21 protein-coding genes are annotated in these 24,272 nt (G+C 67.2%); 9 read left to right on the forward strand and 12 right to left on the reverse strand.

The annotated features are described in order from the left end of the window. Positions 1-51 precede the first annotated feature (51 nt). Complete coding sequence (locus AC1DES_RS07870) at positions 52-375, reverse strand: FAD-binding protein (protein ID WP_476895142.1); 324 nt, start codon at positions 373-375, stop codon at positions 52-54. A 381-nt stretch (positions 376-756) separates the two neighbouring features. Here AC1DES_RS07870 and AC1DES_RS07875 point away from each other — a divergent pair, with 381 nt between their 5' ends. The 3 genes from AC1DES_RS07875 (at position 757) to AC1DES_RS07885 (ending at position 3,236) form a co-directional block, all read left to right on the forward strand. Next, a complete protein-coding gene (locus AC1DES_RS07875; protein WP_476895183.1) occupies positions 757-1,524 on the forward strand; it encodes an alpha/beta hydrolase in 768 nt (255 codons plus the stop codon). Between the two features lie 67 nt (positions 1,525-1,591). Beyond that, the gene (locus tag AC1DES_RS07880) at positions 1,592-2,404 is read left to right on the forward strand and encodes a DUF1295 domain-containing protein (RefSeq protein ID WP_476895143.1); all 813 of its coding nucleotides are present in this window, start codon (positions 1,592-1,594) and stop codon (positions 2,402-2,404) included. Between the two features lies 1 nt (position 2,405). Next, entirely contained in the window at positions 2,406-3,236 is an 831-nt protein-coding gene (locus AC1DES_RS07885; RefSeq protein ID WP_476895144.1) for a lysophospholipid acyltransferase family protein, read from the forward strand. Positions 3,237-3,380: 144 nt separating this feature from the next. On the opposite strand, the gene AC1DES_RS07890 is transcribed toward AC1DES_RS07885, so the two are convergent. The 3 genes from AC1DES_RS07890 to AC1DES_RS07900 form a co-directional block, all read right to left on the reverse strand. Further along, the gene (locus tag AC1DES_RS07890; protein WP_476895145.1) at positions 3,381-4,382 is read right to left on the reverse strand and encodes a GNAT family N-acetyltransferase; all 1,002 of its coding nucleotides are present in this window, start codon (positions 4,380-4,382) and stop codon (positions 3,381-3,383) included. A gap of 2 nt (positions 4,383-4,384) precedes the next feature. Continuing rightward, positions 4,385-5,770, reverse strand: coding sequence for a glycine--tRNA ligase (locus tag AC1DES_RS07895; RefSeq protein ID WP_476895146.1), 1,386 nt, complete (start codon positions 5,768-5,770; stop codon positions 4,385-4,387). 122 nt (positions 5,771-5,892) lie between these two features. After that, positions 5,893-6,876, reverse strand: a complete 984-nt coding sequence (locus tag AC1DES_RS07900) for a DMT family transporter (protein ID WP_476895147.1) — start codon at positions 6,874-6,876, stop codon at positions 5,893-5,895. 33 nt (positions 6,877-6,909) lie between these two features. On the opposite strand from AC1DES_RS07900, the gene AC1DES_RS07905 reads away from it, so the two are divergent. After that, the gene (locus tag AC1DES_RS07905) at positions 6,910-7,146 is read left to right on the forward strand and encodes an RNA-binding S4 domain-containing protein (protein WP_476895148.1); all 237 of its coding nucleotides are present in this window, start codon (positions 6,910-6,912) and stop codon (positions 7,144-7,146) included. Positions 7,147-7,182: 36 nt separating this feature from the next. On the opposite strand, the gene AC1DES_RS07910 is transcribed toward AC1DES_RS07905, so the two are convergent. Further along, entirely contained in the window at positions 7,183-7,839 is a 657-nt protein-coding gene (locus tag AC1DES_RS07910) for an alpha/beta hydrolase (protein ID WP_476895149.1), read from the reverse strand. Between the two features lie 70 nt (positions 7,840-7,909). Between AC1DES_RS07910 and AC1DES_RS07915 the strand changes: the two genes are divergently transcribed. Continuing rightward, on the forward strand, positions 7,910-8,785 hold the full coding sequence (locus AC1DES_RS07915; protein ID WP_476895150.1) for an SGNH/GDSL hydrolase family protein: 876 nt from the start codon (positions 7,910-7,912) through the stop codon (positions 8,783-8,785). Between the two features lie 49 nt (positions 8,786-8,834). After that, the gene (locus tag AC1DES_RS07920) at positions 8,835-9,290 is read left to right on the forward strand and encodes an SHOCT domain-containing protein (RefSeq protein ID WP_476895151.1); all 456 of its coding nucleotides are present in this window, start codon (positions 8,835-8,837) and stop codon (positions 9,288-9,290) included. 104 nt (positions 9,291-9,394) lie between these two features. On the opposite strand, the gene AC1DES_RS07925 is transcribed toward AC1DES_RS07920, so the two are convergent. Together AC1DES_RS07925 and mmsB are read right to left on the reverse strand one after the other, a co-directional pair. Beyond that, positions 9,395-10,879 (reverse strand): CoA-acylating methylmalonate-semialdehyde dehydrogenase, encoded by a 1,485-nt coding sequence (locus AC1DES_RS07925; RefSeq protein ID WP_476895152.1) that lies wholly within the window; start codon positions 10,877-10,879, stop codon positions 9,395-9,397. Positions 10,880-10,910: 31 nt separating this feature from the next. Further along, positions 10,911-11,813 (reverse strand): 3-hydroxyisobutyrate dehydrogenase, encoded by a 903-nt coding sequence (mmsB, locus tag AC1DES_RS07930; RefSeq protein WP_476895153.1) that lies wholly within the window; start codon positions 11,811-11,813, stop codon positions 10,911-10,913. Between the two features lie 178 nt (positions 11,814-11,991). Between mmsB and AC1DES_RS07935 the strand changes: the two genes are divergently transcribed. Next, positions 11,992-12,891: a LysR family transcriptional regulator gene (locus AC1DES_RS07935; protein WP_476895184.1), complete on the forward strand. Its 900-nt coding sequence runs from the start codon at positions 11,992-11,994 to the stop codon at positions 12,889-12,891. 74 nt (positions 12,892-12,965) lie between these two features. Here AC1DES_RS07935 and AC1DES_RS07940 read toward each other — a convergent pair whose 3' ends face one another. The 3 genes from AC1DES_RS07940 to AC1DES_RS07950 form a co-directional block, all read right to left on the reverse strand. Next, positions 12,966-14,348 (reverse strand): MFS transporter, encoded by a 1,383-nt coding sequence (locus tag AC1DES_RS07940; RefSeq protein WP_476895154.1) that lies wholly within the window; start codon positions 14,346-14,348, stop codon positions 12,966-12,968. A 210-nt stretch (positions 14,349-14,558) separates the two neighbouring features. Further along, on the reverse strand, positions 14,559-15,521 hold the full coding sequence (locus tag AC1DES_RS07945) for an IS481 family transposase (RefSeq protein WP_476895155.1): 963 nt from the start codon (positions 15,519-15,521) through the stop codon (positions 14,559-14,561). A 192-nt stretch (positions 15,522-15,713) separates the two neighbouring features. After that, positions 15,714-17,084, reverse strand: coding sequence for an MFS transporter (locus AC1DES_RS07950; protein ID WP_476895156.1), 1,371 nt, complete (start codon positions 17,082-17,084; stop codon positions 15,714-15,716). A gap of 137 nt (positions 17,085-17,221) precedes the next feature. On the opposite strand from AC1DES_RS07950, the gene AC1DES_RS07955 reads away from it, so the two are divergent. Continuing rightward, positions 17,222-18,076, forward strand: a complete 855-nt coding sequence (locus AC1DES_RS07955) for a LysR substrate-binding domain-containing protein (protein WP_476895157.1) — start codon at positions 17,222-17,224, stop codon at positions 18,074-18,076. A gap of 227 nt (positions 18,077-18,303) precedes the next feature. Continuing rightward, complete coding sequence (locus AC1DES_RS07960) at positions 18,304-18,684, forward strand: hypothetical protein (protein ID WP_476895158.1); 381 nt, start codon at positions 18,304-18,306, stop codon at positions 18,682-18,684. 115 nt (positions 18,685-18,799) lie between these two features. Here AC1DES_RS07960 and AC1DES_RS07965 read toward each other — a convergent pair whose 3' ends face one another. Next, positions 18,800-22,342 carry a bifunctional proline dehydrogenase/L-glutamate gamma-semialdehyde dehydrogenase gene (locus AC1DES_RS07965; protein WP_476895159.1) on the reverse strand — a complete coding sequence of 1,181 codons (3,543 nt, stop codon included), beginning with the start codon at positions 22,340-22,342 and terminating at the stop codon, positions 18,800-18,802. Between the two features lie 357 nt (positions 22,343-22,699). Beyond that, the gene (locus AC1DES_RS07970) at positions 22,700-24,163 is read right to left on the reverse strand and encodes an amino acid permease (protein WP_476895185.1); all 1,464 of its coding nucleotides are present in this window, start codon (positions 24,161-24,163) and stop codon (positions 22,700-22,702) included. Positions 24,164-24,272 lie beyond the last annotated feature (109 nt).

The following is a 24,272-nucleotide window of genomic DNA, read 5'->3' on the forward strand; positions in this document are numbered from 1 at the left end:
AAAGCCGGGCAAATCGGGCGGATCCGGACCGGCTATGTGGATATCCGGGCCTCAGTACCGGACGGCAACCCTGGCCGCGGGATCCACCCGCACCCCTGTGGTGCTGGCGAAGTCGATCACGAGCGCGCCATCCCAGGTGCCGAAGCCGGGAGCACTGTGGCCTCCTCCCCGAAGGGCGAGCTCGATGGAGTTGTCCCGGGCGAAGTTGACGCAGGCGATGGCATCGGCCGCCTGGGATACCCGGACCACCGCCGCCGGCCGCTTGTCGATCATGCCGTTGTAGACGGCCCGTGCCGCCCCATAGTCCGCGTCGCCGGGCAAGGCGACCTGGCCGCGCACCTGTTCGCGCAGGGCAGCCAAAGCTGTTCCGTTCATTTTCTGTACCGCCGATTTCGTCGTGAGACCCGAGCCGGACGGTGGCCTGCACTCCCAGCCGGCATGGCGCCCGGAGGATTACCAGCTCAGGCCTACTCCTCGGGTCCCGTTGCGTCGAGAGGCAGCACCCTGCCGGGGAAGGCGCCTCACAGCCGATAACGCCGCAGCAGCAATCGCCAGGGTGGGTGGCTCCGAATGCAGGGTAGGCGCTTCCCGTCGAACCGGGGAATGTCGGGCGCCCGGCGGGGGTTCAATATCCCGCAGTGACCGGTGCATTGACCGATGTATTGACTCATGTACTGACCGACACATTGACGTGCCGGTGCCGCATCTTATGGTTGGTAATTGACGAACAAAAACGGGGAGGACACCAGCGTGGCGATGCGCAAACTCGACGACCGTGGAACCGGGTCTTCAGGCCCGGGGCCCACGGCCAGGGCCGTCCTGACGATTGCCGAAGCGGCCGGAGAGACCCGCGGCATCGCCCTGGTCCTGCACGGCGGACGGGCCGACAGCTACGATCCGGTCCGCGGCCGTCACCTGAGCCCGGCCCGGATGTTGCCCTTCGCCCAGGCCCTGCGGACCCAAGGCGGCCCGCACGGCCTGGCGGTCTGGACCCTCCGGAACCGTTACCGCGGATGGAACGGGGAGGACATGTCCCCCGTGCAGGATGCCCGCTGGGCACTCTCCCACATCAGCCGGGAACATCCGGGGGTTCCGGTGTATCTCCTGGGCCACTCGATGGGCGGGCTCACCGCCCTGTGCGTCGCAGATGACCCCCAGGTGGACTCCGTCGTCGCACTGGCTCCCTGGCTCAGCGCGGCAACGCCGGTGGTGCCCGTGGCCGGCCGCCGCGTCCTGATCGTCCATGGCAGCGAGGACCGCTGGACCAGCCCGGGCAACTCCCTGGCATACGCCCGGCGGGCCTACGGCGTCGCCGGGTCGGTCGACTATGTTGCCCTCAAGGGTGCGGGGCACTTCATGTTCCGCCGGGTGGCTTTGTGGAATTCTCTGGCTACCGGCTTCATCCTGGATGCCTTCGGATCGGACGCCGGAGCCGACCTGCAGACGAGCAACCTCCAGAAAAGCAGAGAGTCGCTCCGCAGGATCCTGCCCGAGACCGGCACCGCCCTGCCGCTGGTGTTGTGATGCCCCGGCGCTGTCACAGGTCCGACCCCTCCGGGCCCTTCCCTCCGTCCCGTGATTGGACTCCCTGATGCCGCAGTTCCCGCTTGATGCATTTCTTTCCAGCCTGCCGTGGGTGGCCGCGGCCCTGGTGGCGCTGCTGGCTGGAACCTTCTGGATCGCCGTGCGCCAGAGCCGCCATTCGGTCATCGACACCGTCTGGGGCCTGGGCTTTGTGGTGGTGGCCGCCGTCTCCTGGCTGCTCTCCGCAGGCCACGGCGACGCCGCCCGCCGCCTGCTGCTCCTGGCGCTCGTCGCGGTGTGGGGCATCAGGCTGGCCGCCCACATCGGCGTCCGGGCCCGCGGCGGCCACGAAGACCCCCGGTACGTGGACATGTTGTCCCCGGCGCCCGGCTCACGGAACGTTTACGCGCTGCGGCGGGTGTACCTCCCCCAGGGCGTCGTCATGTTCTTCGTTTCGCTCACCATCCAGGTGGGCATGTTCAGTACGGGAGGCCTCGGATGGCTGGCGCTGCCCGGAGTCCTCCTCTGGATCCTGGGCTTCGTGTTCGAAACGGTCGGCGACTGGCAGCTGGCACGGTTCAAGGCCGATCCGGCCAAGCGCGGGACCGTCCTGGACACCGGTCTGTGGCGGTATACCCGGCACCCGAACTACTTCGGTGATGCTGCCGTGTGGGCGGGACTCTTCCTCGTGGCCGCCGACTCCTGGCCTGGGGTGCTGACCGTCCTCTCCCCCGCCCTGATGATCTGGACGCTCGCGGGAAAGACCGGCAAGCCCCTGACGGAAAAGGCCATGTCAGCCCGGCCCGGCTACAAGGAATACGTGGAGTCGACCTCGGGGTTCATCCCGCTGCCTCCGCGGCACCGGACCGGCGGGCGCTGACATGCCTTGGCGGCCACAGCCCAGCGACCGCTTTTACCGCTTCATCATCCGCACCGGGCTGGCGCTGCACCGGCTGTTCCGGATCCGCGTCGGCATCACGGGCCAGGAGCACCTTCCGCCGCCCGAACCCCTCAACGGCTCGTCCCGGCGTGTGACGCCCGGCAGCGGGGCCGTCGTCGCCATCACCCACTTCGGCTACCTCGACTTTGCGTTTGCCGAACTGCTGCTGTGGTGGAACAGCCGCGCCCAGATGCGCTACCTGATCACACAGGGCGCGGCCGACCACTGGTTCGCCGGGCCCGCCGTCAGCGCCGCGGGCCACGTGGTGGTGCCCTACGGTTCCGGCAGCGGGGCCTACGATACGGCCGTCGCCAAGCTCCGTGAAGGCGAGTACATCGCGATCCTGCCGGAAGCCGGCGTCAGCCGCAGCTTCCGGGTCCGCGAATGCAAGACCGGTGCCGTGCGCATGGCCGCCGAGGCCGGGGTGCCGATCATCCCGGTCTCCATCTGGGGCGCCCACCGGCTGATGACCCGGCACCACGGATTTTCCCCGCGCCGCGCCTGGCGCGCGCCGGTCCGCATCCATGTGGGCCAGCCGATACCTCCGCACGCCTTGCCCGGCCCCGCCCAGGACGCCCAGCCAGCCACCGACAAACTGCGCGAAGTGCTGCAGGCCGGCATCGATGCCGCCATCGCGGACTTTCCGCTGGCGCCCCCGCCCGGCGCCTGGTGGATGCCGGCTGACCTCGGCGGCGGCGCGCCCACCGAAGAGGAGCGGCAGAGGCTGGACGCGGCGGAAGGACCCCGGCGCGCCGGCGGCCGGCGTCGATAAGCCCGCTTCCCGCCGTCGTCTTGGCTAAGCTCCATCGGACATCGGCAGCGGCGGAGGGTTCGCCGTCGTGATTGCCCTCCTCAGCCCAGTTGACCCGCAGTAGTCCACTACTGCGGGTCAACTGGGCTGAGGGACCTGGTGGGTTCAGGCTTGGGCCGGGTCCGAGACGACCTGGGTTTCCGCGCCAAGGATGCGGGCCCTGCCGCTGTCCAGGAGCGGCTCGATGACGGAGCGCAGGGCCGTCATGGAGTCGTCCAGTTCCAGCAGGACGGGGTGCTGGAAGGCAATCAGGGCCAGGAGGTCGCGGATGGCGGCCTCGGCCTCCTTCGCCCCCAGCTTCGGCTCGTGGCCCAGGAACACATCAGTGGGTTCGGCGGACGCACCCTCCCCTGCCTTGTCCTGGCCGGCACCCTGCGCATAGCTGATCGCGAAGGCCTCCAGCCGGCCCTTCCTGCTGGCCAGGACGCCGTGACCGAAGGCGCTGGCCTTGGGAGCCCGCAACACGATGGCGCCGTGTGCTCCGCTGAGGTCATCCAGGAACAGGCGCTGCACGGTGGCGATGCTGAGTTCCCCGGGGCTGTCCCAGCTGTGTACGGCTGTGTAGTAGCGCCCCACGACGTCGCTCAGTTCGACCGAGCCCGTGGCCAGGTCTTCCACCTGGTCGGAGGCTGCGGACTCCGACCCGTCACCGAAGACGGGCAGCTTGAGCGCCGCCGGCTCCACGACCACGAGGCGGGAGCGCTGGATCGGAGCCAGGCCGGCCGCCTCGGCGAATGCCGCGCCGGGAGTGCCCGGTTCCACTTTGCAGCGGAGCCGGGAGATTCCCGACGGCGACTGTGCGGCCTCGTGCCGGAGCATGGTCAGGAGGGTGGAGCCGACGCCGGCGCGGCGATGGTCCCGGGCGACCTCGATGTAGGCCCAGAGCCGTTCCGGATGCAGCGAAGCCTCGTGGACGACCCCGGCGGCGACCGGGATGCCCACGCCGTCGACGACGTCCTCGGCCACGATGCACCGGCGCCACGGGGCGTTGCCCGAGGGCGCCAGCGTGCCGCGGAACTGGCCGGCCTGCACCGTCTCCGGGCCACCCCAGATTTCCAGCAGCGCGTGGTCGTCGCCCTCACGCCATTCGCGGTATTCGATCGCCATAATCAGGCGCCGATCAGGCGTGCGGCCAGGTAGCCCTCCACCTTGTCCAGGGAGACGCGGTCCTGGCTCATGGTGTCGCGTTCACGGATCGTGACGGCCTGGTCCTCGAGGGTGTCGAAGTCCACGGTGATGCAGAACGGGGTGCCGATCTCGTCCTGGCGGCGGTAGCGGCGGCCGATGGCGCCGGCGTCGTCGAACTCGATGTTCCAGCTCTTGCGCAGCTGGGCGGCGAGGTCCTTGGCCTTCGGGGACAGGTCCTCGTTGCGGCTGAGCGGCAGCACGGCGGCCTTGACCGGCGCCAGGCGCGGATCGAGCTTAAGCACGGTGCGGATGTCGACGCCTCCCTTGGCGTTGGGGGCCTCGTCCTCGGTGTAGGCGTCGATCATGAAGGCCATGAAGGAGCGGGTCAGGCCGGCGGCGGGTTCGATCACGTACGGCGTGTAGCGCTCGTTCGTGGCCTGGTTGAAGTAGCTCAGGTCCGCGCCGGAAGCCTTGGCGTGCGTGGTGAGGTCGAAGTCCGTGCGGTTGGCGATGCCCTCGAGCTCGCCCCACTCGGAGCCCTGGAAGCCGAAACGGTACTCGATGTCCGTGGTGCCCTTGGAGTAGTGGCTGAGCTTTTCCAGCGGGTGCTCGAAGAAGCGCAGGTTCTCCTCACGGATCCCCAAACCCGTGTACCAGGACATGCGTTCCTTCATCCAGTACTGGTGCCACTGCTCGTCCGTGCCGGGCTCGACGAAGAATTCCATCTCCATCTGCTCGAACTCGCGCGTGCGGAAGATGAAGTTGCCCGGCGTGATCTCGTTGCGGAAGGACTTGCCGATCTGGCCGATGCCGAAGGGCGGCTTCTTGCGGGACGTGGTGAGGACGTTGCTGAAGTTGACGAAGATACCCTGGGCCGTTTCCGGGCGCAGATAGTGCAGGCCTTCCTCGCTGGCTACCGGGCCCAGGTACGTCTTGAGCAGGCCCGAGAACTCGTGGGGCTCGGTCCACTGGCCGCGGGTGCCACAGTTGGCGCAGGCAATGTCTTTGAGCCCGTTCTCGGCGGGTCGGCCCTTCTTCTCCTCGTATTCCTCCTCGAGGTGGTCCGCACGGTAGCGCTTGTGGCACGACAGGCACTCCACGAGGGGGTCGGAGAAGACGTCGACGTGGCCGGACGCTTCCCAGACCTGGCGGGGCAGGATGACGGAGGAGTCCAGGCCGACCACGTCCTCACGGCCGCGCACCACGGACTGCCACCACTGGCGCTTGATGTTTTCCTTGAGCTCGGCACCGAGGGGCCCGTAGTCCCAGGCGGAGCGTGAGCCACCATAGATTTCACCGGCCTGGAAAACGAACCCCCGGCGCTTGGCGAGGGAAATGATCTGGTCGAGGACGGATTTTGCTGCCATGGTGACTCCAATTTCTACAGGGCCGCTGGGTGCGGTCCGTGGTTTCAGCCCCGGACTCCCGGCTGGTTGCCGGACGGGGCGCTGCGAAAGGGTGTTATGCGAACTCCCAGCCTACCGGCCTGCTACCTCTTCAGGGCTCCCCTGGGCCAGGGCAGGGTGGCGAGGACAATGGCGAGGAGGGTCAGGAGGGTGCCGAGGACCGTGGGCACAGCCACCACGGTGCCGGGCACAGGGAATGCCAGGTCCAGCCCCAGGGAACCCAGCAGCTGTCCGGCGATCATGCCCAGGCCCGTGACCAGCACCCCCAGGCTGCGGACGAGGAGCGCGCCGACGCCGATGAAGACGGCGCCCATCGGACCACCGAGGTAGTACCACCACTGGTCGGGGAGCGGGTTTCCGGCACCGGCGACGGCCAGCTTGATGAGCCACGCGATCCACAGCAGGACTGTGCCGGCGATGAAATTCACGAGTGTCGCGGCAATGGGGGTGCCGTAGTGGACGGTGGCCGTCCCGTTCATGGCCTGCTGGAAGCTCATCAGGAAGCCGGCCAGCACCGGGAGGAGGACAGCCAGGAGCACCGGCCCGACGCCGGAGTGCCCGCCCATGGCCGCTGAACCAGCAAGGCGCGGGGACACTGCCCAGGCGACGGCCGCAATGGTCAGGACGGAACCGATGACCCGGATGCCGGTGACCGGCTTCTTGCCGCCGGGTCCCATGCCCATCCGGTCCACAAGGAGGCCGCTGAGCGTCTGTCCGGTCACCGCCGCGACGGTGAACAACGCCACGCCCAGCAGTCCCACGGTGAAGGACTGTGCGAAGACGAAGAACGCCCCGATGCAGCCGGCCAGCACGTAATAAGGCGGAAACTGGCGTTCCCGGACGGCCGGCATGATCCGCGCCAGACCGGCCCGGCCCTGCGGCAGGGCCAGGGAAACGGCGATCATCAGGACCAGCCCGGTGGTGAAGCTGACGACGGCGGCGGCGATTCCGTCCGCCAGGGCGGCGCCAAGAGCGCCGTTGATCCTTCCCTGGACTGGGATGAACAGCCCGGCCGCCACCGCCAGGGCAAGGCCGGCGATGAGCGGGAGCCGGGGTGTGTGGGTCATGGCTGTCACCTTACGTCAGGCATCATTGCTTATATGAGCATCCCGGAAATTGAAGACATCCCCATCCGCGACGACATGATCCGGCTCGGCCAGCTGCTGAAGCTGGCGAACCTGGTTGAGGACGGCGTGGAGGCTGCGGAACTGATCAAAAACGGCCTCGTCCAGGTCAACGGCGAGATCGACGACCGGCGCGGGCGCCAGCTCCACCACGGCGATACCGTCACCGTGAACGGGCAGACCGTGCGGATCAGCACGCCCGCCGGTTCCTAGCGGCCCCGGTCGTTCCTGACGGCGCGGCCGCAGCGGCTATTTTCTGCCGTTGAGCACCACGTGGGTGAGGAACTCCGAGACGTGGCCGATTTCCTGCTGGTTGATGCCGTGCCACATGCCGGCGTACAGCACCTTGGTGAGTTTCACGTGCTTGCGCACCCAGCCCATGGTGTACTCGATCTTGTCCGGGGTAATCACCGGATCCTGCTGGTCCCTGCCCCAGAACAGCGGCACGGTTCCGTCCAGTTCGGCGTCGCGGAAGCTCGGATCCGAACCCGCGTCCACAACAAAGCCTGAGAGCCCGACGACGGCGGCGAAGTCCTCCGGGCGCTGCCTCAGCAGTGTCGTGGCCATAGCCATGCCCATGGAGAAGCCCAGCAGCGTCACCGACGGGTGGTTGCCCTTCACGGAGTCGATCCAGTCCTGCGCGTACGCAGCGGCGTCCTTGACGGCGTCGAGCGTGTAGTCGATGGAAGCCGTCAGCGGGAACCACGTGTAGCCCGGGCCGGAGACAATCGGGGCCCGGACCGAGGCGACTGCGAAGTCTTCCGGAAGCATGTCCGCCAGGCTGAGCAGATCCTGCTCGTTGGCCCCGTAGCCGTGGAGCAGGACCAGGAGCGGCTTGCCGGCCCGGGCTTCCTCGGGCTTGGACCACAGGACAACGGGGGCAGGGAAGGCATCGGCGTGAGTCATGGGTCCATTCTTACAGTTACCAATCAGTAACAAATTCCGATGGCGTAGCTTTACACGAACAGTGCAGGATATGAGGGTGAGCGAAACCGAAGCCATGGAGAACGCAGAAGAACGCGTCGTTATCCACCCGTGGACCCGCTACGTGGCCATGGGTGACTCCTTCACGGAAGGGATCGGCGATCCCGAACCGGCAAGCCCGGGCGGCCACCGGGGCTGGGCGGACCGGGTCGCCGAGGAACTGAGCCGCGGCCACAACGACTTCGCCTATGCCAACCTGGCGGTACGGGGCCGGCTCCTGCAGCAGGTCGTTGACCAGCAGATGGCGCACTGCCTCTCGCTCAAGCCGGACCTGATCACGCTCTCGGCCGGCGGCAACGACCTCATCCGTCCCGGCGGCGATCCCGACGTGCTGGCGGAGAAACTGGACGCTTTTGTGCAGATCCTGAGCCTGGCCGGTGCGACGCTGGTCCTGTTCAACGGCCCGGACATCGGCTCCACCGTGCTCGGCCGGATCCGCAGCAAGGTGGCGATTTACAACGAGAACCTGCGCACCATCGCGGCCCGCCACGACGCCGTCATTGCAGATATGTGGTCCCTGCGGCAGCTCACCGATCCGCAGATGTGGGATGTTGACCGTCTGCATTTCTCGCCGCTGGGCCACCACACGATCGCCGCCATGGTGCTGGATTCGCTGAACGTCCAGCACACCTTGGAGCCACTCTCCCCCAAGCCCCTTCCGCAGCGCGGCTGGCGCGAGGCCCGTACCGGCGACCTCGTGTGGGCGAGGGAGTACTTTGTGCCCTGGGTGGTCCGCCGGCTCCGGCACCGTTCCTCCGGGGACGGCATCACGGCTAAGCGCCCGTTGCCGGGTCCGGTGTTCGGTCCCGGCGTCCCGCTGGGTTCCGGCGAGGGGCCGCCGGGCGCCGGGGAACCCGTGCGGTCATGAGCCGGTCCAGGCATAAGCTGGAGGAACACTTTGTGAAAGGGGCGGCACCGTGAGCAGTCTGTTCTTTTGGATCATCGTCCTGACATTCCTGGTTCCGACGGCCCGTCGCCTGTACCGGAGGTCCGTCAACGGCCGCAACCGCCGCCAAGGCCTGCCCGGCGGGTTCCCGGACCAGCCCGGCCAGTACCCCGGCCAGTTTCCTCCCCCGCAGAACAACCAGCCGCGGGACGGTTACTCGCAGCAGGACTACTTTGGCGGCGGCTTCCGGCAGCCGGCACAGCCGACGTGGCAGGAGCCGGCCGCCCAGCCGAGTGCGCAGCAGCCGAACCAGACGACGTGGCAGCAGCCGGCGGCCCAACCCGCCGGACCCGGGGTGCCCCCGCCGCCGCCGGCCCCGCAGGGCTTCCGCGCCCGCCGGCTCGCGGAACTGGACCAGCGCTACAGCAACGGCGAACTCTCCATGGAGGACTACATGGCCCAGCGCGCGGAGATCATGAACGGCTAACCCCACTCCCGGCAACGCGGGGTCACTTGCGGCCCATGATCCGATCGTGGATGGGCCGCAGGTGACCCCGCGTGGCTTTGGCGGAGGGGGTTCAGCGGAGGGGCTTAGTCGACCTGGGGGAAGCCGAGGTCGATTACCGAGGTGGACGGGTCCGGCCAGCGGGTCGTGACGACCTTGCCGCGGGTGTAGAAGCGGATGCTTTCCGGGCCGTACATGTGCGTGTCGCCGAACAGCGAATTCTTCCACCCGCCGAACGAGAACGTTCCCACCGGCACCGGGATGGGCACGTTGACGCCCACCATGCCGGCCTCGACGTCGAACTCGAACTGGCGGGCCGCGCCGCCGTCGCGGGTGAAGATCGCCACGCCGTTGCCGAATTCGTTGTCATTCACGAGCTTGACGGCGTCGGCGTAGGTCTCGACGCGGACCACCGAGAGCACGGGGCCGAAGATCTCGTCGTCGTAGACCTTCATGCCCGGCTTGACGTGGTCGATCAGGCTCACGCCAAGGAAGAAGCCCTTGGAATCGAATTCCTGTTCCCGGCCGTCCACCACCACGGTGGCACCTTCATTCGCGGCGCCGGCGACATAGGAGGCCACCTTGTCGCGGTGCTCGGCCGTGATGAGCGGGCCCATCTGGGAGGCGGGGTCGGTGCCGGGGCCGATCTTCAGCGTGGCCATCCGGCTGGTGATGGCGTCCACGAGCCCGTCCGCGATGCTGCCGACCGCGACGAGGACGCTGACGGCCATGCAGCGCTCCCCGGCGGAGCCGTAGGCGGCGGAGACTGCGGCGTCGGCGGCCATGTTCAGGTCCGCGTCCGGCAGGACCACCATGTGGTTCTTGGCACCGCCGAGGGCCTGCACGCGCTTGCCGTGGTCCGCGGCGCGCTTGTAGATGGACTGGGCAATCGGCGTGGAGCCGACGAAGCTGACGGCCTTGACGGCCGGGTGGTCGAGCAGCACGTCGACGGCTTCCTTGTCGCCGTGGACGACGTTGAGGACGCCGGCGGGCAGTCCGGCCTCGGCGAAGACCTGTGCGATGAAGACCGCGGAGGACGGGTCCTTCTCGCTGGGCTTGAGCAGCACGGTGTTGCCGCAGGCCAGCGCGCTGCCGATCATCCACAGCGGAACCATCGCTGGGAAGTTGAAGGGCGTGATGCAGGCGACGACGCCCACTGGCTGCCGCACCGAGTGGACATCGACGCCGCCGGAGACCTGTTCGGAGCGCTCCCCTTTGAGCATGTGGGAGAGCCCGGTGGCGAATTCGATGTTCTCCAGGCCCCGGGTGATCTCGCCTTCGGCGTCGGAGAGGACCTTGCCGTGCTCGCTCGTCAGGAGGGCGGCCAGTTCCGGCCTGCGCTGCAGGAGCAGTTCGCGGACCTTGAAGAAGATGGCGGTGCGCTTGGCCAGGCTCGTGGCGCGCCAGCCGGGCAGGGCGGCGCGGGCGGCCTCGATGGCCTCCTCGACGCGGGCGGCGGAGGCCAGGGCGACCTCTTTTTCCTGCTCGCCGGTGGCGGGGTTGAAGACGGGGCCGTAGCGGTCGGCGTCGCTGACAAGGGCGCCGTTGATGAAGTGCGGGATGCGTTCCATGGGGAGGATCTCTTTCTAAAAAGTGTGGGGGTTACTTGGCGGACTCGAACGAGCCGTCGACGAGCTTGACGATCGCGGAGCAGTCCGTGCCGGACTGGCCTGCGTCGATGAGCCGCTGGAAGAGCTGCTGGACGTGCTCGCCGATTTCGAGCGGCGTGCCGGTGTCCTTGGCGGCGCTGATGGCCAGGCCGATGTCCTTGTTGGCGAGTTCTGCGGTGAACGTCGGTGCGAAGTTGTTGTTCGAGGCGGCGGTGGGCACGACGCCGGCCACCGGGTACCAGGTGCGCAGCGCCCAGCTGTCGCCGGAGGAGACGGAGGCGATGTCCCAGAAGACCTGCTTGTCCAGTCCCAGGCGGTCTGCGAGGACGGCGCCCTCGGCCGTGGAGGCGAGGTTGATGAACAGCATCAGGTTGTTGCAGATCTTGGCGGCCTGCCCGGTGGTGGCGCCGCCGGTGGGGATGATGTTGGCGGCCATGGGGCGGATGTATTCGGTGGCGTCGGCCACGGCGCCGGCCTCGCCGCCGACCATGAACGTCAGCGTGGCAGCCTTCGCCCCGCTCATGCCGCCCGAGACGGGCGCGTCGACGAAGCGGAAGCCGGCGGCAGCGGCGGCGTCGTGCAGGGCCTGCGCGGAGGCGATGTCGATGGTGGAGGAGTCCACCAGCAGGGTCCGGGTGTCTGCGTGGGCCAGGACGCCGTCCTCGCCGAGGTAGACGGCCCGGGCGTGCTCGCCCTTGGGGAGCATCGTGAAGACGACGTCGGCGCCCTTGACGGCCTCGGCGATGCTGCCGGCGGCCTTCACGCCGCCGGCCTCAGCGGCGGAAACAGCCTCGGCATTGAGGTCGAAGCCGCGGACCTCGTTTCCGGCGTTCACCAGGTTCACCGACATGGATCCGCCCATGTTCCCCAGTCCGATCCAGGCGATAACTGCCATGGCATAAGCTCCTTTGCTTTGTGTCCCTACGATCCGGCTAACGCCGGAACGTCCAGTGTCAAGAATCACATCCTGATAGAGTGCAATCAAGGAGAAAAATCACAGATAGCATGTTCAAAAATGCACATGACCGTGCACGGGACGATGGAGTCGTCCGGAGAGGTGGACCATCGTGGACCTGCGGCGCCTGCCCAGCCCTGACGATCTGCTGATCCTCCTGACAGTTGCCCGGCTGGGCCGGTTCAATGCCGTGGCGGAGACGCTCGGCACCACCCACACGACCATCTCCCGCCGGATCCTGGCCCTGGACAAGCAGCTCGGCGGGCGGACCCTTGAGCGCAGCCCGCAGGGCTGGGAACTGACCGAACTTGGCGGCCAGGCTGTCGCCGCGGCCGAGGCCATCGAAGACACCCTCGGGTCGCTGTCCGGCCGCATCGCCAAGTCCGGGGATGTGGTGTCCGGCCTGGTCCGGATCAGCACGCCGGACGGCTTCGGCGCGGAGTTCCTGGCTCCGGCGCTCGTCCGGCTGCAGCACGAAAACCCGCGGCTCAACGTGGAGCTGCTCAGTGCCACGCGCAAGGCCAGCCAGAACCGCTCGGGCGTGGACCTCGAGGTGGTGGTGGGCAACATGGACGTCAGCAACGCCCATGCCATCTTCCTCAGCAACTACTTCCTGCGGCTCTACGCCAGCCCCCGCTATGCGCAGGAGCGCGGGCTTCCGGCAACCCTCGATGACGTCCGCCAGCACGGCTTTGTCTCCTATGTGGAGTCGGCGCTGCAGGTGGCCGAGCTGGGCCACCGCTCCACCCAGCTTCCGCTGCCGAGGTCAAGCTTCCAGGCCACCAGTATTTTCGCCCAGCTTGAAGCCGTCCGGCGGGGCGCCGGGATCGGGCTTCTGCCCAACTTCCTGGTGTGCGGAAAACCAGGATTCCTTCCCGTACTGCCGGACGACTTCCAGCGGCAGCTCCCCATCTGGGCCGTGGCGCGGCCCGAATCGCTGCGCTCGGCGCCGGTACGGGCCGTCCTTGAGGCGGTCCGGACCGAAGTCCGGGAGCGGCAGGATGTGCTCGCCGGCTGAGGCAGGGTTAACCGGACGCTGCCCGCGCCCGCACACAGTGCGGACGCGGGCAGCGTGGCTACCGGCGGGCGGGGCTACCGCTTGCCGGCTGCGAGGAGGTCTGCCGTGCCCTGGGCGTCGGCTGCGTCGACGTCGTGGAGCGAGATGCCGCGGGTCTCCTTGAGGAAGAGCACCGCGACGGCCGTAATGGCGCAGGCAATGAGCAGGTAGATGGCCACCGGGACAGAGGACTTGTACTGCGACAGCAGTGCAACGGCGATGATCGGGGCCAGCGAGCCGGCGACGATCGAGGTTACCTGGTAGCCCAGCGAGACACCGGAGTAGCGCATCCGGGTCGGGAACATCTCGGCCATGATGGCCGGCTGGCCCGCGTACATGAGTGCGTGGAAGAGCAGGCCGATGATGACTGAGGCGAGGATGATGAGGTCATTCCCGGTGTCCATCATGGGGAACGCGAAGAAGCCCCAGGTGGCACCAAGGACGGCGCCGGCCATGTAGACGGGCTTGCGGCCCAACCGGTCAGAGAGCTTGCCGACCATCGGCACCACGGAGAAGTGGATGAAGTGCGCCACAAGCAGGAGCAGCAGGATCCGGCTCGTGTCGGCGTGGACGACGGTCTTGAGGTAAGTGATCGAGAACGTGACGACGAGGTAGTACAGGACGTTTTCCGCAAAGCGCAGGCCCATGGCGGTGAACACGCCGCGGGGGTAGCGGCGGAAGACTTCGGCGACGCCGTAGCCCTTCTTTTCCAGAACCACTTCCTTCTGCGCCTCGAGGAAGATGGGAGCATCGCTGACTTTGGTGCGGATGTAGTAGCCAACCGCGACGATCACGGCGGACAGCCAGAAGGCGACGCGCCAGCCCCAGCCGAGGAAATCGGCAGAGGACAGCGTGGAGGACAGGATGAAGAGCACGGCGGTGGCGAAGAGGTTGCCCAGGGGAACGGCAGACTGCGGCCAGCTGGCCCAGAATCCGCGGGACTTGCTGGGGCTGTGCTCGGCAACGAGGAGGACGGCGCCGCCCCACTCCCCGCCGACGGCGAAGCCCTGGGCGAAGCGCAGGAACACCAGCAGGGCCGGGGCCCAGTAGCCGATCTCCTTGAAGCCGGGCAGGCAGCCCATCAGGAAGGTGGAGACACCGACGAGGATGATGCTCAGCTGCAGGAGCTTCTTGCGGCCGAACTTGTCGCCGAAGTGGCCAAAGACGATGCCGCCGATGGGGCGGGCGATGAAGCCGACCGCGTAGGTGAGGAACGCGGCAAGGATGCCGTCCAGTTCCGTGTTGGAGTTGGGGAAGAACATCTTGCCGAACACCAGCGTTGCCGCGGAGGCGTAGAGGAAGAATTCGTACCACTCGACGACGGTGCCGGCCATGGAGGCCGCAACCACCTTCTTCAGTCCCGACGTATTGACGTCAGGCTCTGCTGTGCGCCTTGCGGCGGCCTTTTCCATACTCATTGGAACTCCTTCGGCGTCGCCATCGACACCCTGTGGACCATTGGACTGAGGACGCGTGTGACGTAGGGCACGGCGCGTCATTCCTCACGAGTATGGACTCTCCCGCCCCTGGCCTCAACGGCCATTAGTGCAAGGCCTATCTGCAAAAACGCACACCGCGCGTCCTGCACCAGGGCATGGCGGACCTGCCGGTCCAGCCGCTAGGTGTACTCAGCCAGCAGGTTGGTTACATCTGCTGATGGGTGGTCGTCCTCCGAGGGCGCTGTGGTTGCGGCGGTGGTTGTAGAAGTCTAGCCAGCCGGTGAGGGTCTGGGTGCGGTGGTCGCTGGAGTCGTAGGCGTTTTTGTAGGCCCAGCCTTCCTGCAGGGTGCGGTTGAACCGTTCGGCCTTGCCGTTTTGCCAAGGGCTCCGCGGCTTCGTGCGCCGGTGCTTGGCCCCCAGATYTGTCATGGCCTGGGTGAAGGCAGCCGAGCGGATGTAGGCCAGGGCGTTGTCGGTCATGACTTCGCGCACGGGTGCCCCGCTCGCGGCCATGAACGCCGCGGCGTTGGCCAGGAACCGGGCGCAGGTGGGGCCTTTCTCGTCCGGCAGGACCTCGACGTAGGCCAGGCGGGAGTGGTCATCGAGGGCGACATGGACGTAGTCGTAACCGATGCCGCGGCCCTTGACGGCTTCGCTGCGGCCGTGGACCCGCCAGCCGCCGCCCTTAGGGATTTTCCCCAGCTTCTTCACGTCAATGTGCAGCAACTCCCCGGCGGTGTCGCGTTCGTAGCGGTGGTCGGTGGCACGGCCGGCCCGGATGCGTTCGCCGCTGATGGGGTCCAGTTCCCAGAGCCGGGGCAGGCCGGCCCGGGCGATGATCCGGGAGACCGTGCGGGCCGGGACGTGACAGCGTTCGGCCAGCTCGACCGGGCCTTCCCGGTGCTTCTCCCGCGCCGCGAGGACCTCGTCGATCTTCGCCGCGGGGGTCGCGTGCGGGCATGAGAGCGGACGGGAGGAACGATCCTCCATGCCGTCCCAGCCGTGCTCCAGGTAGCGCCGGAACCACCGGTGCGCACAGGTACGGGAAACACCCATTTCCTTGGCCACGTGGGCAACGGGCCGGCCCTGAAGGACGCGCTGGACAAGGATGCCTCTACCGGCCGGAGTCAGACGGGCATTACGGTGGACCATGAAGACCTCTTAGTCGTTAGGTGTGTGTGGTAACCACCAACCTAAGAGGTCTTCACCCTTTCACCGTGCAACCAACTTCCTGGCCGAGTACAACTAGCAGCCCGGGTATTCACGGGCACTCGTTTTCCGCTACGGAAATGGACAGCCGCTGCGTGGATCCACGCAGCGGCTGTCCGAAAACGGTGCGGAAAGCTAGGGTGTGGCTACTGACCGCCGACCCGGGTGCTTCACGATCCGCAGCAGGCGACGCCGGTCCTTCAGGTCGACCCTGAGCATCAGCTGGCCCCGCCGTGCCAGGACGACGGCGACCGCCACTGCCGCCAGCACCGGCACCCCGCCGGCGATGAGGACGGCGGTGTGCGGGTTTACGTGCTCGGCGAGCCAGCCCATCATCGGGCCGCCAATCGCCTGGCCGCCGATCAGGACCATGATGTACAGGCTCATGACCCGTCCGCGGATGGCCAGGTTGGAGCTGATCTGGACCAGCTGGTTCGCGGCGGTCAGAAACATCAGGCACCAAAAGCCGGACAGCACCATGGCCGCGCCAAACCACGCCATGGACGGCGCCATGGACGCGAGGCAGAGCATCAGTCCGTACATCCCTGCCCCCAGGACCACGGACCGCAGCCGGAGCTGGCGGCGTCTCGCCGAGGTGATGGCGCCAGCCAGCGCGCCCAGTGCCACCAGCGCGTTCAGCAGTCCGTAGCCGGCCGCCCCGGCGTCGTACACGTGGTCCGCAAAGGCAGCCAACAGCACGGGGAGACTCATCGCGAACACCGCTACGAAGCCGGCCATGAGCCACGGCCAGTAGATGGTGGGTTTGCTCAGCGCGTAGTCGAGCCCCTCCTTCAGCATGCCTTTGCGCTTCGGGACCGGGGCGCTGACATGCAGCTGGTCCTTGCGGAGGATCAGGAGCATGCCCACCGTGGAACAGCAGGCCAGGGCGTTGGCGGCAAAAGCCCAGCCGGCGCCAACAGCCGTAAGCAGCAGGCCAGCGAGCGCCGGGCCGATCAGGCCCCCGAGCTGGAAGGTCGTGGAATTCACGCTGATGGCGTTCCGCAGGTACGCGGGTCCGACCAGCTCATTGACGAAAACCTGCCGCGACGGCTGGTCCAGCACGGTGACCAGGCCCAGGACCAGGGCAATCGAGTAGACGTGCCAGACTTCGATCTGCTGGCTCAGGGCCAGCACCGCGAGCACTGCCGCGAGCACTGCAGCCACCGACTGGCACAGCATCAGGATCTTGCGCTTTGCGAAGCGGTCCGCCATCATCCCTGCCCACGGCCCGAGGAACAGAGAGGGCATGAACTGCAGCGCAACGGTGATCCCGACGGCAGTGACGGATCCGGAGAGCTGGAGCACGAGCCAGTCCTGGGCGATCCTCTGCATCCACAGGGCGATGACGGCCACGAAGTGGCCCACTGCGAAGATCCGAAAGTTGCGGATCTTCAGCGAAATGAAAGTGTGGCGCCACGGAAGGCGCTCGTTGACGACGGCGATCGGTTGGGTGACGGTATCCGGAAGGTGGGTGTCGGAAGCCTGCAACGGCGGAGGGGGTGCCACGGAAAGTCCTCAAGGGAGCGGGTGAGTGGGATGGACTTAACGCTAGGCTGGCCCCAGGAGATTGCGGAAGCCTATTCCCCGCATAACTAGCATTACAAAACGCAATGCACCGTCCGCGACACCAATCCGGAGACCTCATGTTTGAACCCGCCCAGCTCCGGTCCTTCCTGGCCGTGGCCGAAACCCTGAGCTTCACGAAGGCGGCGGAGCGCCTCGGCCTGGCACAGCCCACGGTCAGCCAGCACGTCCGAAAGCTCGAGGCAGCCGCAAAGCGGGTCCTGATCGCCCGTGACACCCGTGATGTGCGCCTCACGGACAACGGCGACGCCATGGCCGGCTTCGCCCGCAGCATCCTCTCCGCACACGACGCCGCCTCGCGCTACTTCTCCGGCTCGGCCATGCGCGGGCGCCTGCGCTTCGGCACGGCCGACGACCTCGCCATCACCGGCCTCCCCCGAATCCTGCGTGAGTTCCGCCAGATCTATCCCCAGATCAACCTGGAACTGACGGTGGGCCAGAGCGACCAGCTCTACAAACGGCTCAACGCCGGCCAACTGGACCTGGTCTTCGTCAAGTGGGTGGCAGGGGCCAAAGACGGCACCGTGGTCCAGCAGGATTCCTTCGCGTGGGTCGGCCTGGAACAGACCTCGCTGGACCCGGGACACCCGGTTCCTCTCATTGCCTACCCCTCCCCCAGCCTGAGCCGGAAGCTGGCCATCGATGCACTCGAGTCCACGGGCCGGACCTGGCGGATCACCTGCACGACACGGCAGATCAGCGGCGTGCTGGCAGCCGTCCGGGCAGGCATCGGGGTGGCCGTGATGCCCTCCTCGCTAGTGCCGGAGGACCTGAAGATCATCACGCGGCGCTTCGATCTCCCGCCTGTGGGCGAGGTCGATTTCACCCTGATCCGCAACCCGCTGGCCAATACCGAGGTGATCGATGCACTCACCCAGGCGATCGTGGGGCGGACCCTAAAGCGCTCCGCCTGACGCCGGGAGGGAACCGCCGGGCGAGTAGGACCCTGCGCGGAGTACCTGCGGGCCGTGCTACTTACTTGTGGACCGTACTTACTGGCCCATTGAACGGCGCCCGCGCTTCATCTATCCTGACAGTGTTAACGGTCAAGCAGAGGCCGATGACAACGATTCGAAAACGAACGCTGTCTATCGCTCATGCCGTGCGGCTGGAGCGCCGGAGCGTTCGGGATAGGCCGACGATGATGCCAGCCACAAACAGCCCCCATCTTCCCGCCGCCCAGGCGGTGCACGCGCTGAAACCTGCGCGGCCGGCGCCTCCGATGGCGCATGCCGGATCTCCCACTCTTCATCGCGGTGCTCCCGCGCAGCACCCGAGCCGGGGCCGGGCCGATGCCCACCGCGCCACGCTGGGGGATGCCGACTATGTCAGCAACCCGTACTGCGAGCGCTGCGGCACCGATGAATTCATTTATCTGGAGACCTTTGTCCCTGCCACGCACCGGCGGGACGGTTCCATTGCCAAGCTGGGAGAGGTCACGTACTTCTGCTCCGGCTGCGACGACTTCTCTGCCCACGCGGTTCCGGCTTCCTGGGTGCCGCCGGGCTGGTACTTCGGCTAAGGCACAGCGCCCCCAGCCCTAACGAGATCGCCGCCGTGCGTGCACCCGAGGGTGCGCACACGGCGGCGATATCCGTTGCCGGCAGCGCCTGGAAGGGGCAGCGCCTGGAAGGGACCTAGATGAGGCTGTCCGAGATGTGGTTCGGCGTGCCGAAGCGGTGGGCCGTGATGCTGATGGCCTGCTCATGCAGGAATGGCAGCAGTTCAACGCGACCTGCTTCCGTGACCGGGTGGAAGTAGACCGCGAGATCCGGCCGTCCACCGGTGGTCTCGGCAAGGGCCTTCGCGTCTCCGCCGATGAGCCGGATGCGGGCGCCGGAGAGTTTGCCGGCGTCGGCGAGCCTGCCGGCGGAGGCGAGCCAGTCGGCGTCGTCCTCCACGGTGGAGACGATGCCGAGGCCGGACAGCACGGCGCGCAGCTGGGCGGGCAGCTCAACGGCGCTGGAGACAGTCAAGGCCGAGCCTGCGAGGACGCCGGCCGCGATGGTCCGGACGAGGTCGGCGAGCGGAGCGCCCGCGGAAAGGCGCACTGTGACGGGCAGGGCCCGGTAGCGGAAGATGTTGCGCTCGGCGCTCAGTCCGGAGACGTCCTTGGCGGTGCCGAATTCGTTGGCCCAGGCGAGCGCGTCGGAGGCCAGTGCCCGCTGCAGAGGCGCCAGTTCGTCGGCGGTCAGGAAGCCCTTGGCAGCGTCCTCGATCCGGCGCATGCCGGAGTGTGCCGGCGCAGAGTCCGGCGTGCCGGCGGCGGTGCTGGCTTTGGTGGTCCATTCGCCGAGTCCGACGAGGTAGTTCGGACCCCCGGCCTTGGTGCCCGCACCAACGGCCGACTTCTTCCAGCCACCGAAGGGCTGGCGCTGGACAATGGCGCCGGTGATGCCGCGGTTGACGTAGAGGTTTCCGGCCTGGATGGTGTCGAGCCAGAGCCCGAGCTCGTCGGTGTTCAGTGAGTGCAGGCCGGCCGTGAGGCCGTAGTCGATCTGGTTCTGGATGGAGATGGCCTCTTCCAGGGTGTCCGCGGTCATGACGCCGAGCACTGGGCCGAAGAACTCGGTGAGGTGGAAGTACGAGCCGCGCCGGACGCCGGACCGCACGCCCGGGCTCCAAAGCTTGCCGGTCTCATCCAGCTTCCGCGGCTCCACGGCCCAGCTTTCCCCTTCGCCAAGGGTGGTGAGGGCGTTGAGGAGCTTGCCGTTGGCGGGCTCGATGATCGGGCCCATCTGGCTGGCCGGGTCCTCGGGGTAGCCGACCTTCAGCGAGGTGACGGCGTCGACCAGCTGGTTGTGGAAGCGCTTGGACTTAGCCACCGATCCGACGAGGATCACGAGCGACGCGGCGGAGCACTTCTGGCCCGCGTGGCCGAAGGCGGAGTAGGCCACGTCCTTGGCCGCGAGGTCCAGGTCCGCGCTCGGGGTAACGATGATGGCGTTCTTGCCGCTGGTTTCGGCCAGGAGCGGAAGGTCCTTGCGGAAGGAACGGAACAGCTCGGCGGTCTCGTAGCCGCCGGTCAGGATGACGCGGTCCACGGCCGGGTGGGAAATCAGCTGCTGGCCCAGTTCCCGCTCGCCCAGCTGGACCATGGTGAGGACGTCGCGGGGCACGCCGGCCTCCCAGAGGGCCTCGATCATGACGGCACCGCTGCGGCGGGCCTGCTTGGCGGGCTTGATGACGACGGCGGAGCCGGCGGCGAGGGCCGCCAGGGTGGAACCGGCCGGGATGGCGACCGGGAAGTTCCAGGGCGGGGTCACGACGGTGAGCTTGGCCGGGACGAACGTGGCGCCGTCGACGTCGTCGAGCTTGCGGGCCGATTCGGCGTAGTAGTGCGCGAAGTCAACGGCCTCGCTGACCTCGGGGTCGCCCTGGTCGATCGTCTTGCCGGTCTCACTGGCCATGACCTCGAGGAGGTCCGCACGGCGGGCCTCGAGGACGTCGCCGGCGCGGTGCAGGATTGCGGCGCGCTCGGCGCCTGAGAGTGCACCCCAGGCCTTGCCCTCTTCCACGGCCCTGTCGATCACGGAGTTGAGGGTTTCGGCGTCGTTGATGGTGGCGGCCTCAACAGCGGCGTTGCCGAGCGTGGAGGCCGCCACGCGGCCCAGGATGGCGCGGCCCCAGTCGCGGTTCGCCGGCAGCGACGGATCGGTGTCCGGGGTGTTCTCGAAGCTGTCGTGCGGCATCGGCGCGGCCGGGAGTGCGCGGTTCTGCCGGCGGTTCGGGGCGGGGACCTCATCGTCGAGCTTGGCGAGGGAGGCGAGGAAGCGCTGCTTCTCGCGCTCGAAGAGGATTTCGTTTTCGCTGAGCTCGAAGACGGCGGACATGAAGTTGTCCTGGCTGGCGCCCTCTTCGAGGCGGCGGATCAGGTAGGCGATCGCGACGTCGAACTCGGCGGGGTGGACCACCGGTGTGTAGAGCAGGAGCGAGCCGACGTCTTTTTTGACGGCTTCAGCCTGGCCCTGGGCCATGCCGAGCAGCATTTCGAATTCGATACCGGATTCAACGCCGCGCTGCTTGGCCAGGAGCCAGGCGAAGGCGATGTCGAAGAGGTTGTGGCCGGCGACGCCAATCCGGATGTTGCGGATGCGGTCCGGGTGCAGCGAGTAGTTGATGACGCGCTTGTAATTGGTGTCCGAGTCCTGCTTGGTGCCCCAGGTGGCAAGCGGCCAGTCGTGCAGCGAGGCTTCGACCTGCTCCATGGGCAGGTTGGCGCCCTTGACGACACGGACCTTGATCGCGGCGCCGCCCCCGGCGCGGCGGGCCGCGGCCCAGTCCTGCAGGCGGATCATGGCGGACAACGCATCCGGGAGGTACGCCTGGAGCACGATGCCGGCCTCGAGGTCCTTGAATTCGGGCTTGTCCAGGATCCGGGTGAAGACCGCGATGGTCATGTCCAGGTCCTTGTATTCCTCCATGTCCAGGTTGATGAACTTGGCCCTCTGTCCGCCGCCGGCAAAGGAGGCGGCGCGGGCGAAGAGCGGGGTGAGCTTCTCGACGACGTGCTCCACGGCCTCGTCGAACGCCCACGCGGAGTGCGGTGCCACGGTGGAGGAGACCTTGATGGAGACGTAGTCGACGTCCGGGCGGGAGAGCAGGGTGTGGGTGCCCTCGAGCCGGCGGGAGGCCTCGTGCTCGCCGAGGACTGCCTCGCCGAGGAGGTTGACGTTAAGCTTGATGCCGTCCTTGCGGATCTTCGCGATGGCCGGGCCCAGCTTGGCGTCGGTGGCGTCGACAATCAGGTGGCCGACCATCTCGCGGAGGACACGGCGGGCGACCGGGATGACCACCTGCGGCAGGACCGGGGCCATGGTGCCGCCGAGGCGGACGGCGCTGCGCATGTACCAGGGCAGGAACGCCGGAACCTTGGGGGCCAGGGCAGCCAGGTTGCGCGCTGCGACCTGCAGGTCCTCGGGGCGGACGACGCCGTCGACGAACCCAACCGTGAAGTCCAGCCCGTTGGGGTCCTTCAGGACACCGGCGAGCTGCTCGGCGGAGGCGTCGACGGGGACCTTCGAGGCTTCCGTGAGCCAGTGGCGCACCAGCGCGGTGGTTTCCTCGGCGAGGGCCGCGGCTTCAAGGACCGGGGAGCCTTCGGAAACGGCGGCGTGCGCGGCTTCATTGCCTGCGCCGCTGCCGGTGGACACGCCGGACTCCGTGGAGATGTTGGTCATGGCTGGTTCTCGTGCTTTCTCAAGATGTGGACCTCTTATGAATCAGTATGGGACGGGATTTTCATAAGATAAAGCGATGTTTTCTGAGCAATACTGGTTAGAAAAAGCGAACGTACCCGCCTCCCCCAGGCGACCCTCCCTCAGCTCCTGCAGGACAACAGGCCACCCTCCCTCACTTTTGGCCGAAAACGGCAAACCCCCTCCCACTTAGGTGAGAGAGGGTTTGTCGGTATTGGACCGTACCTGAGGGAGCGTCACCGGGAAAGCCGCCGGACCTGAGGGAGCGTCACCGGGAAAGCCGCCGGACCTGAGGGAGCGTCCCCGGGAAATCCGCCGGACCTGCGGGAGCGTTGGCGGTTAGCCGACGTGGCGGTGCATCTCCACGGCTTCCTCATGCCGCGGGCTGTCCGGGTTCATCAGCGAGTGCTTGCGGCCGTAACTGAAGTAGATGGCAAGCCCGATGATGAGCCAGACCACGAAGCGGACCCAGGTTTCCCACGGCAGCTGGAGCATGAGCAGGCCCGAGGCCAGCACGCCGAACGCGGGAACCACCGGCATGAAAGGCAGCCGGAACGTCCGCGGCGCATCCGGTTTCTTGTACCGGAAGATGATGACCGACAGGCACACGACGACGAACGCCGCGAGGATGCCGATGTTCGTGAGGTCGGCCACGGCCTTGATCGGGAACACGCCTGCCAGCAGGGCCGAGGCGACGCCGGCGATCCAGGTCACCCGCTGAGGGGTGCCGTGGCGGTCGGTCTTGGCGAACCAGCCCGGCAGCAGGCCGTCGCGGCTCATGGAGAACCACACACGGGTGACGCCGAGCAGGAAGGTCAGCATCACCGTGAGGATGGACAGGACCGCGAACACCGAGATGATCGTGGCAATGACCGGCAGCCCCACGCCGTTGAAGGCGGAGGCGAAGCCGGCCTTGGGGTCGATGTCCTTGTAGTTCTGCATGCCGGTAAGCACCAGGGTCGCGGCGACGTACAGGAGCATGGCGATGATGAGCGAAATGACGATGGCCTTCGGCATGTGCTTCTTGCCGTCCTTGGCTTCTTCCGCCGCGGTGCTCATGGCGTCGTAGCCGAAGACCGCGAAGAACACGGTGGCGGAGCCTGCAAGCACGGGGCCGAACCCGCTGGGCATGAACGGGTTGTAGTTGTCCGCCTTGATGTAGAACATGCCCAGTCCAATGATGAACAGGATCAGCACCACCTTGATGGCTACCGCAGCCAGTTCAAACCGGCCAAAGGCTTTGGTGCCGCGGCTGAGGATCCAGGTGACGAGCAGGCAGACCAGGATGGCCGGAACATTGATGATTCCGCCCTTTCCCTCGTCAAACGTCGAGGTCATCCAGGTGGGCATGTGGATGCCAATGCCGGAAAGGAACGCGTCGAAGTAGCCGGAGATGCCGATGGCCACCACCGCAACGATGGCAATGTATTCGAGCAGCAGGTCCCAGCCGATGAACCATCCGATCACTTCGCCCAGGGCCACGTACCCGTAGGTGTACGCCGAACCGGCGCGCGGGATCATGCCGGCAAACTCCGCGTAGCTCAGCGCCGCTGCCGCCGATGCCAGGCCGGCAATAAGGAAGGAGAACAGCACTGCCGGCCCCACCCCCGGGGAACTCTCGCTTCCGTGGGCCACGAGGCCAGCCAGCGAGAAGATGCCGACGCCGATAATGCCGCCGACGCCGATGGCCGTCAGCTGCCACAGCCCCAGGCTCTTGAACAATCCGCTGTGTTTGTTTTCTTCTTCGATGTCATCAATGGGCTTACGCCGCATGATCGACTGGGTAGGGTCTTTTGCGTTCATCAGGGCCTCCTGCTTAGGTGTGGTGCCCATCAATCCACCCTGTGATGGGGGTTACCGAGTCACAACAGTATGCAAGGCTGATTGCATTAGATAAAGTGAATTCTCCTAA

The sequence above is a fragment of the Arthrobacter sp. 05T442 genome (assembly GCF_056395945.1).

Excerpts from the sequence above, each read along its gene's own strand:
- AC1DES_RS07915 (WP_476895150.1), top strand. The coding sequence starts at position 7,910 with ATGAGGGTGAGCGAAACCGAAGCCATGGAGAACGCAGAAGAACGCGTC.
- AC1DES_RS07885 (WP_476895144.1), top strand. The coding sequence starts at position 2,406 with ATGCCTTGGCGGCCACAGCCCAGCGACCGCTTTTACCGCTTCATCATC.
- AC1DES_RS07880 (WP_476895143.1), top strand. The coding sequence starts at position 1,592 with ATGCCGCAGTTCCCGCTTGATGCATTTCTTTCCAGCCTGCCGTGGGTG.
- AC1DES_RS07905 (WP_476895148.1), top strand. The coding sequence starts at position 6,910 with ATGAGCATCCCGGAAATTGAAGACATCCCCATCCGCGACGACATGATC.
- AC1DES_RS07895 (WP_476895146.1), bottom strand. The coding sequence starts at position 5,770 with ATGGCAGCAAAATCCGTCCTCGACCAGATCATTTCCCTCGCCAAGCGC.
- AC1DES_RS07900 (WP_476895147.1), bottom strand. The coding sequence starts at position 6,876 with ATGACCCACACACCCCGGCTCCCGCTCATCGCCGGCCTTGCCCTGGCG.
- AC1DES_RS07890 (WP_476895145.1), bottom strand. The coding sequence starts at position 4,382 with ATGGCGATCGAATACCGCGAATGGCGTGAGGGCGACGACCACGCGCTG.
- AC1DES_RS07875 (WP_476895183.1), top strand. The coding sequence starts at position 757 with ATGCGCAAACTCGACGACCGTGGAACCGGGTCTTCAGGCCCGGGGCCC.
- mmsB (WP_476895153.1), bottom strand. The coding sequence starts at position 11,813 with ATGGCAGTTATCGCCTGGATCGGACTGGGGAACATGGGCGGATCCATG.
- AC1DES_RS07870 (WP_476895142.1), bottom strand. The coding sequence starts at position 375 with ATGAACGGAACAGCTTTGGCTGCCCTGCGCGAACAGGTGCGCGGCCAG.
- AC1DES_RS07960 (WP_476895158.1), top strand. The coding sequence starts at position 18,304 with ATGATGCCAGCCACAAACAGCCCCCATCTTCCCGCCGCCCAGGCGGTG.
- AC1DES_RS07925 (WP_476895152.1), bottom strand. The coding sequence starts at position 10,879 with ATGGAACGCATCCCGCACTTCATCAACGGCGCCCTTGTCAGCGACGCC.
- AC1DES_RS07970 (WP_476895185.1), bottom strand. The coding sequence starts at position 24,163 with ATGAACGCAAAAGACCCTACCCAGTCGATCATGCGGCGTAAGCCCATT.
- AC1DES_RS07910 (WP_476895149.1), bottom strand. The coding sequence starts at position 7,839 with ATGACTCACGCCGATGCCTTCCCTGCCCCCGTTGTCCTGTGGTCCAAG.
- AC1DES_RS07940 (WP_476895154.1), bottom strand. The coding sequence starts at position 14,348 with ATGAGTATGGAAAAGGCCGCCGCAAGGCGCACAGCAGAGCCTGACGTC.
- AC1DES_RS07965 (WP_476895159.1), bottom strand. The coding sequence starts at position 22,342 with ATGACCAACATCTCCACGGAGTCCGGCGTGTCCACCGGCAGCGGCGCA.
- AC1DES_RS07955 (WP_476895157.1), top strand. The coding sequence starts at position 17,222 with ATGTTTGAACCCGCCCAGCTCCGGTCCTTCCTGGCCGTGGCCGAAACC.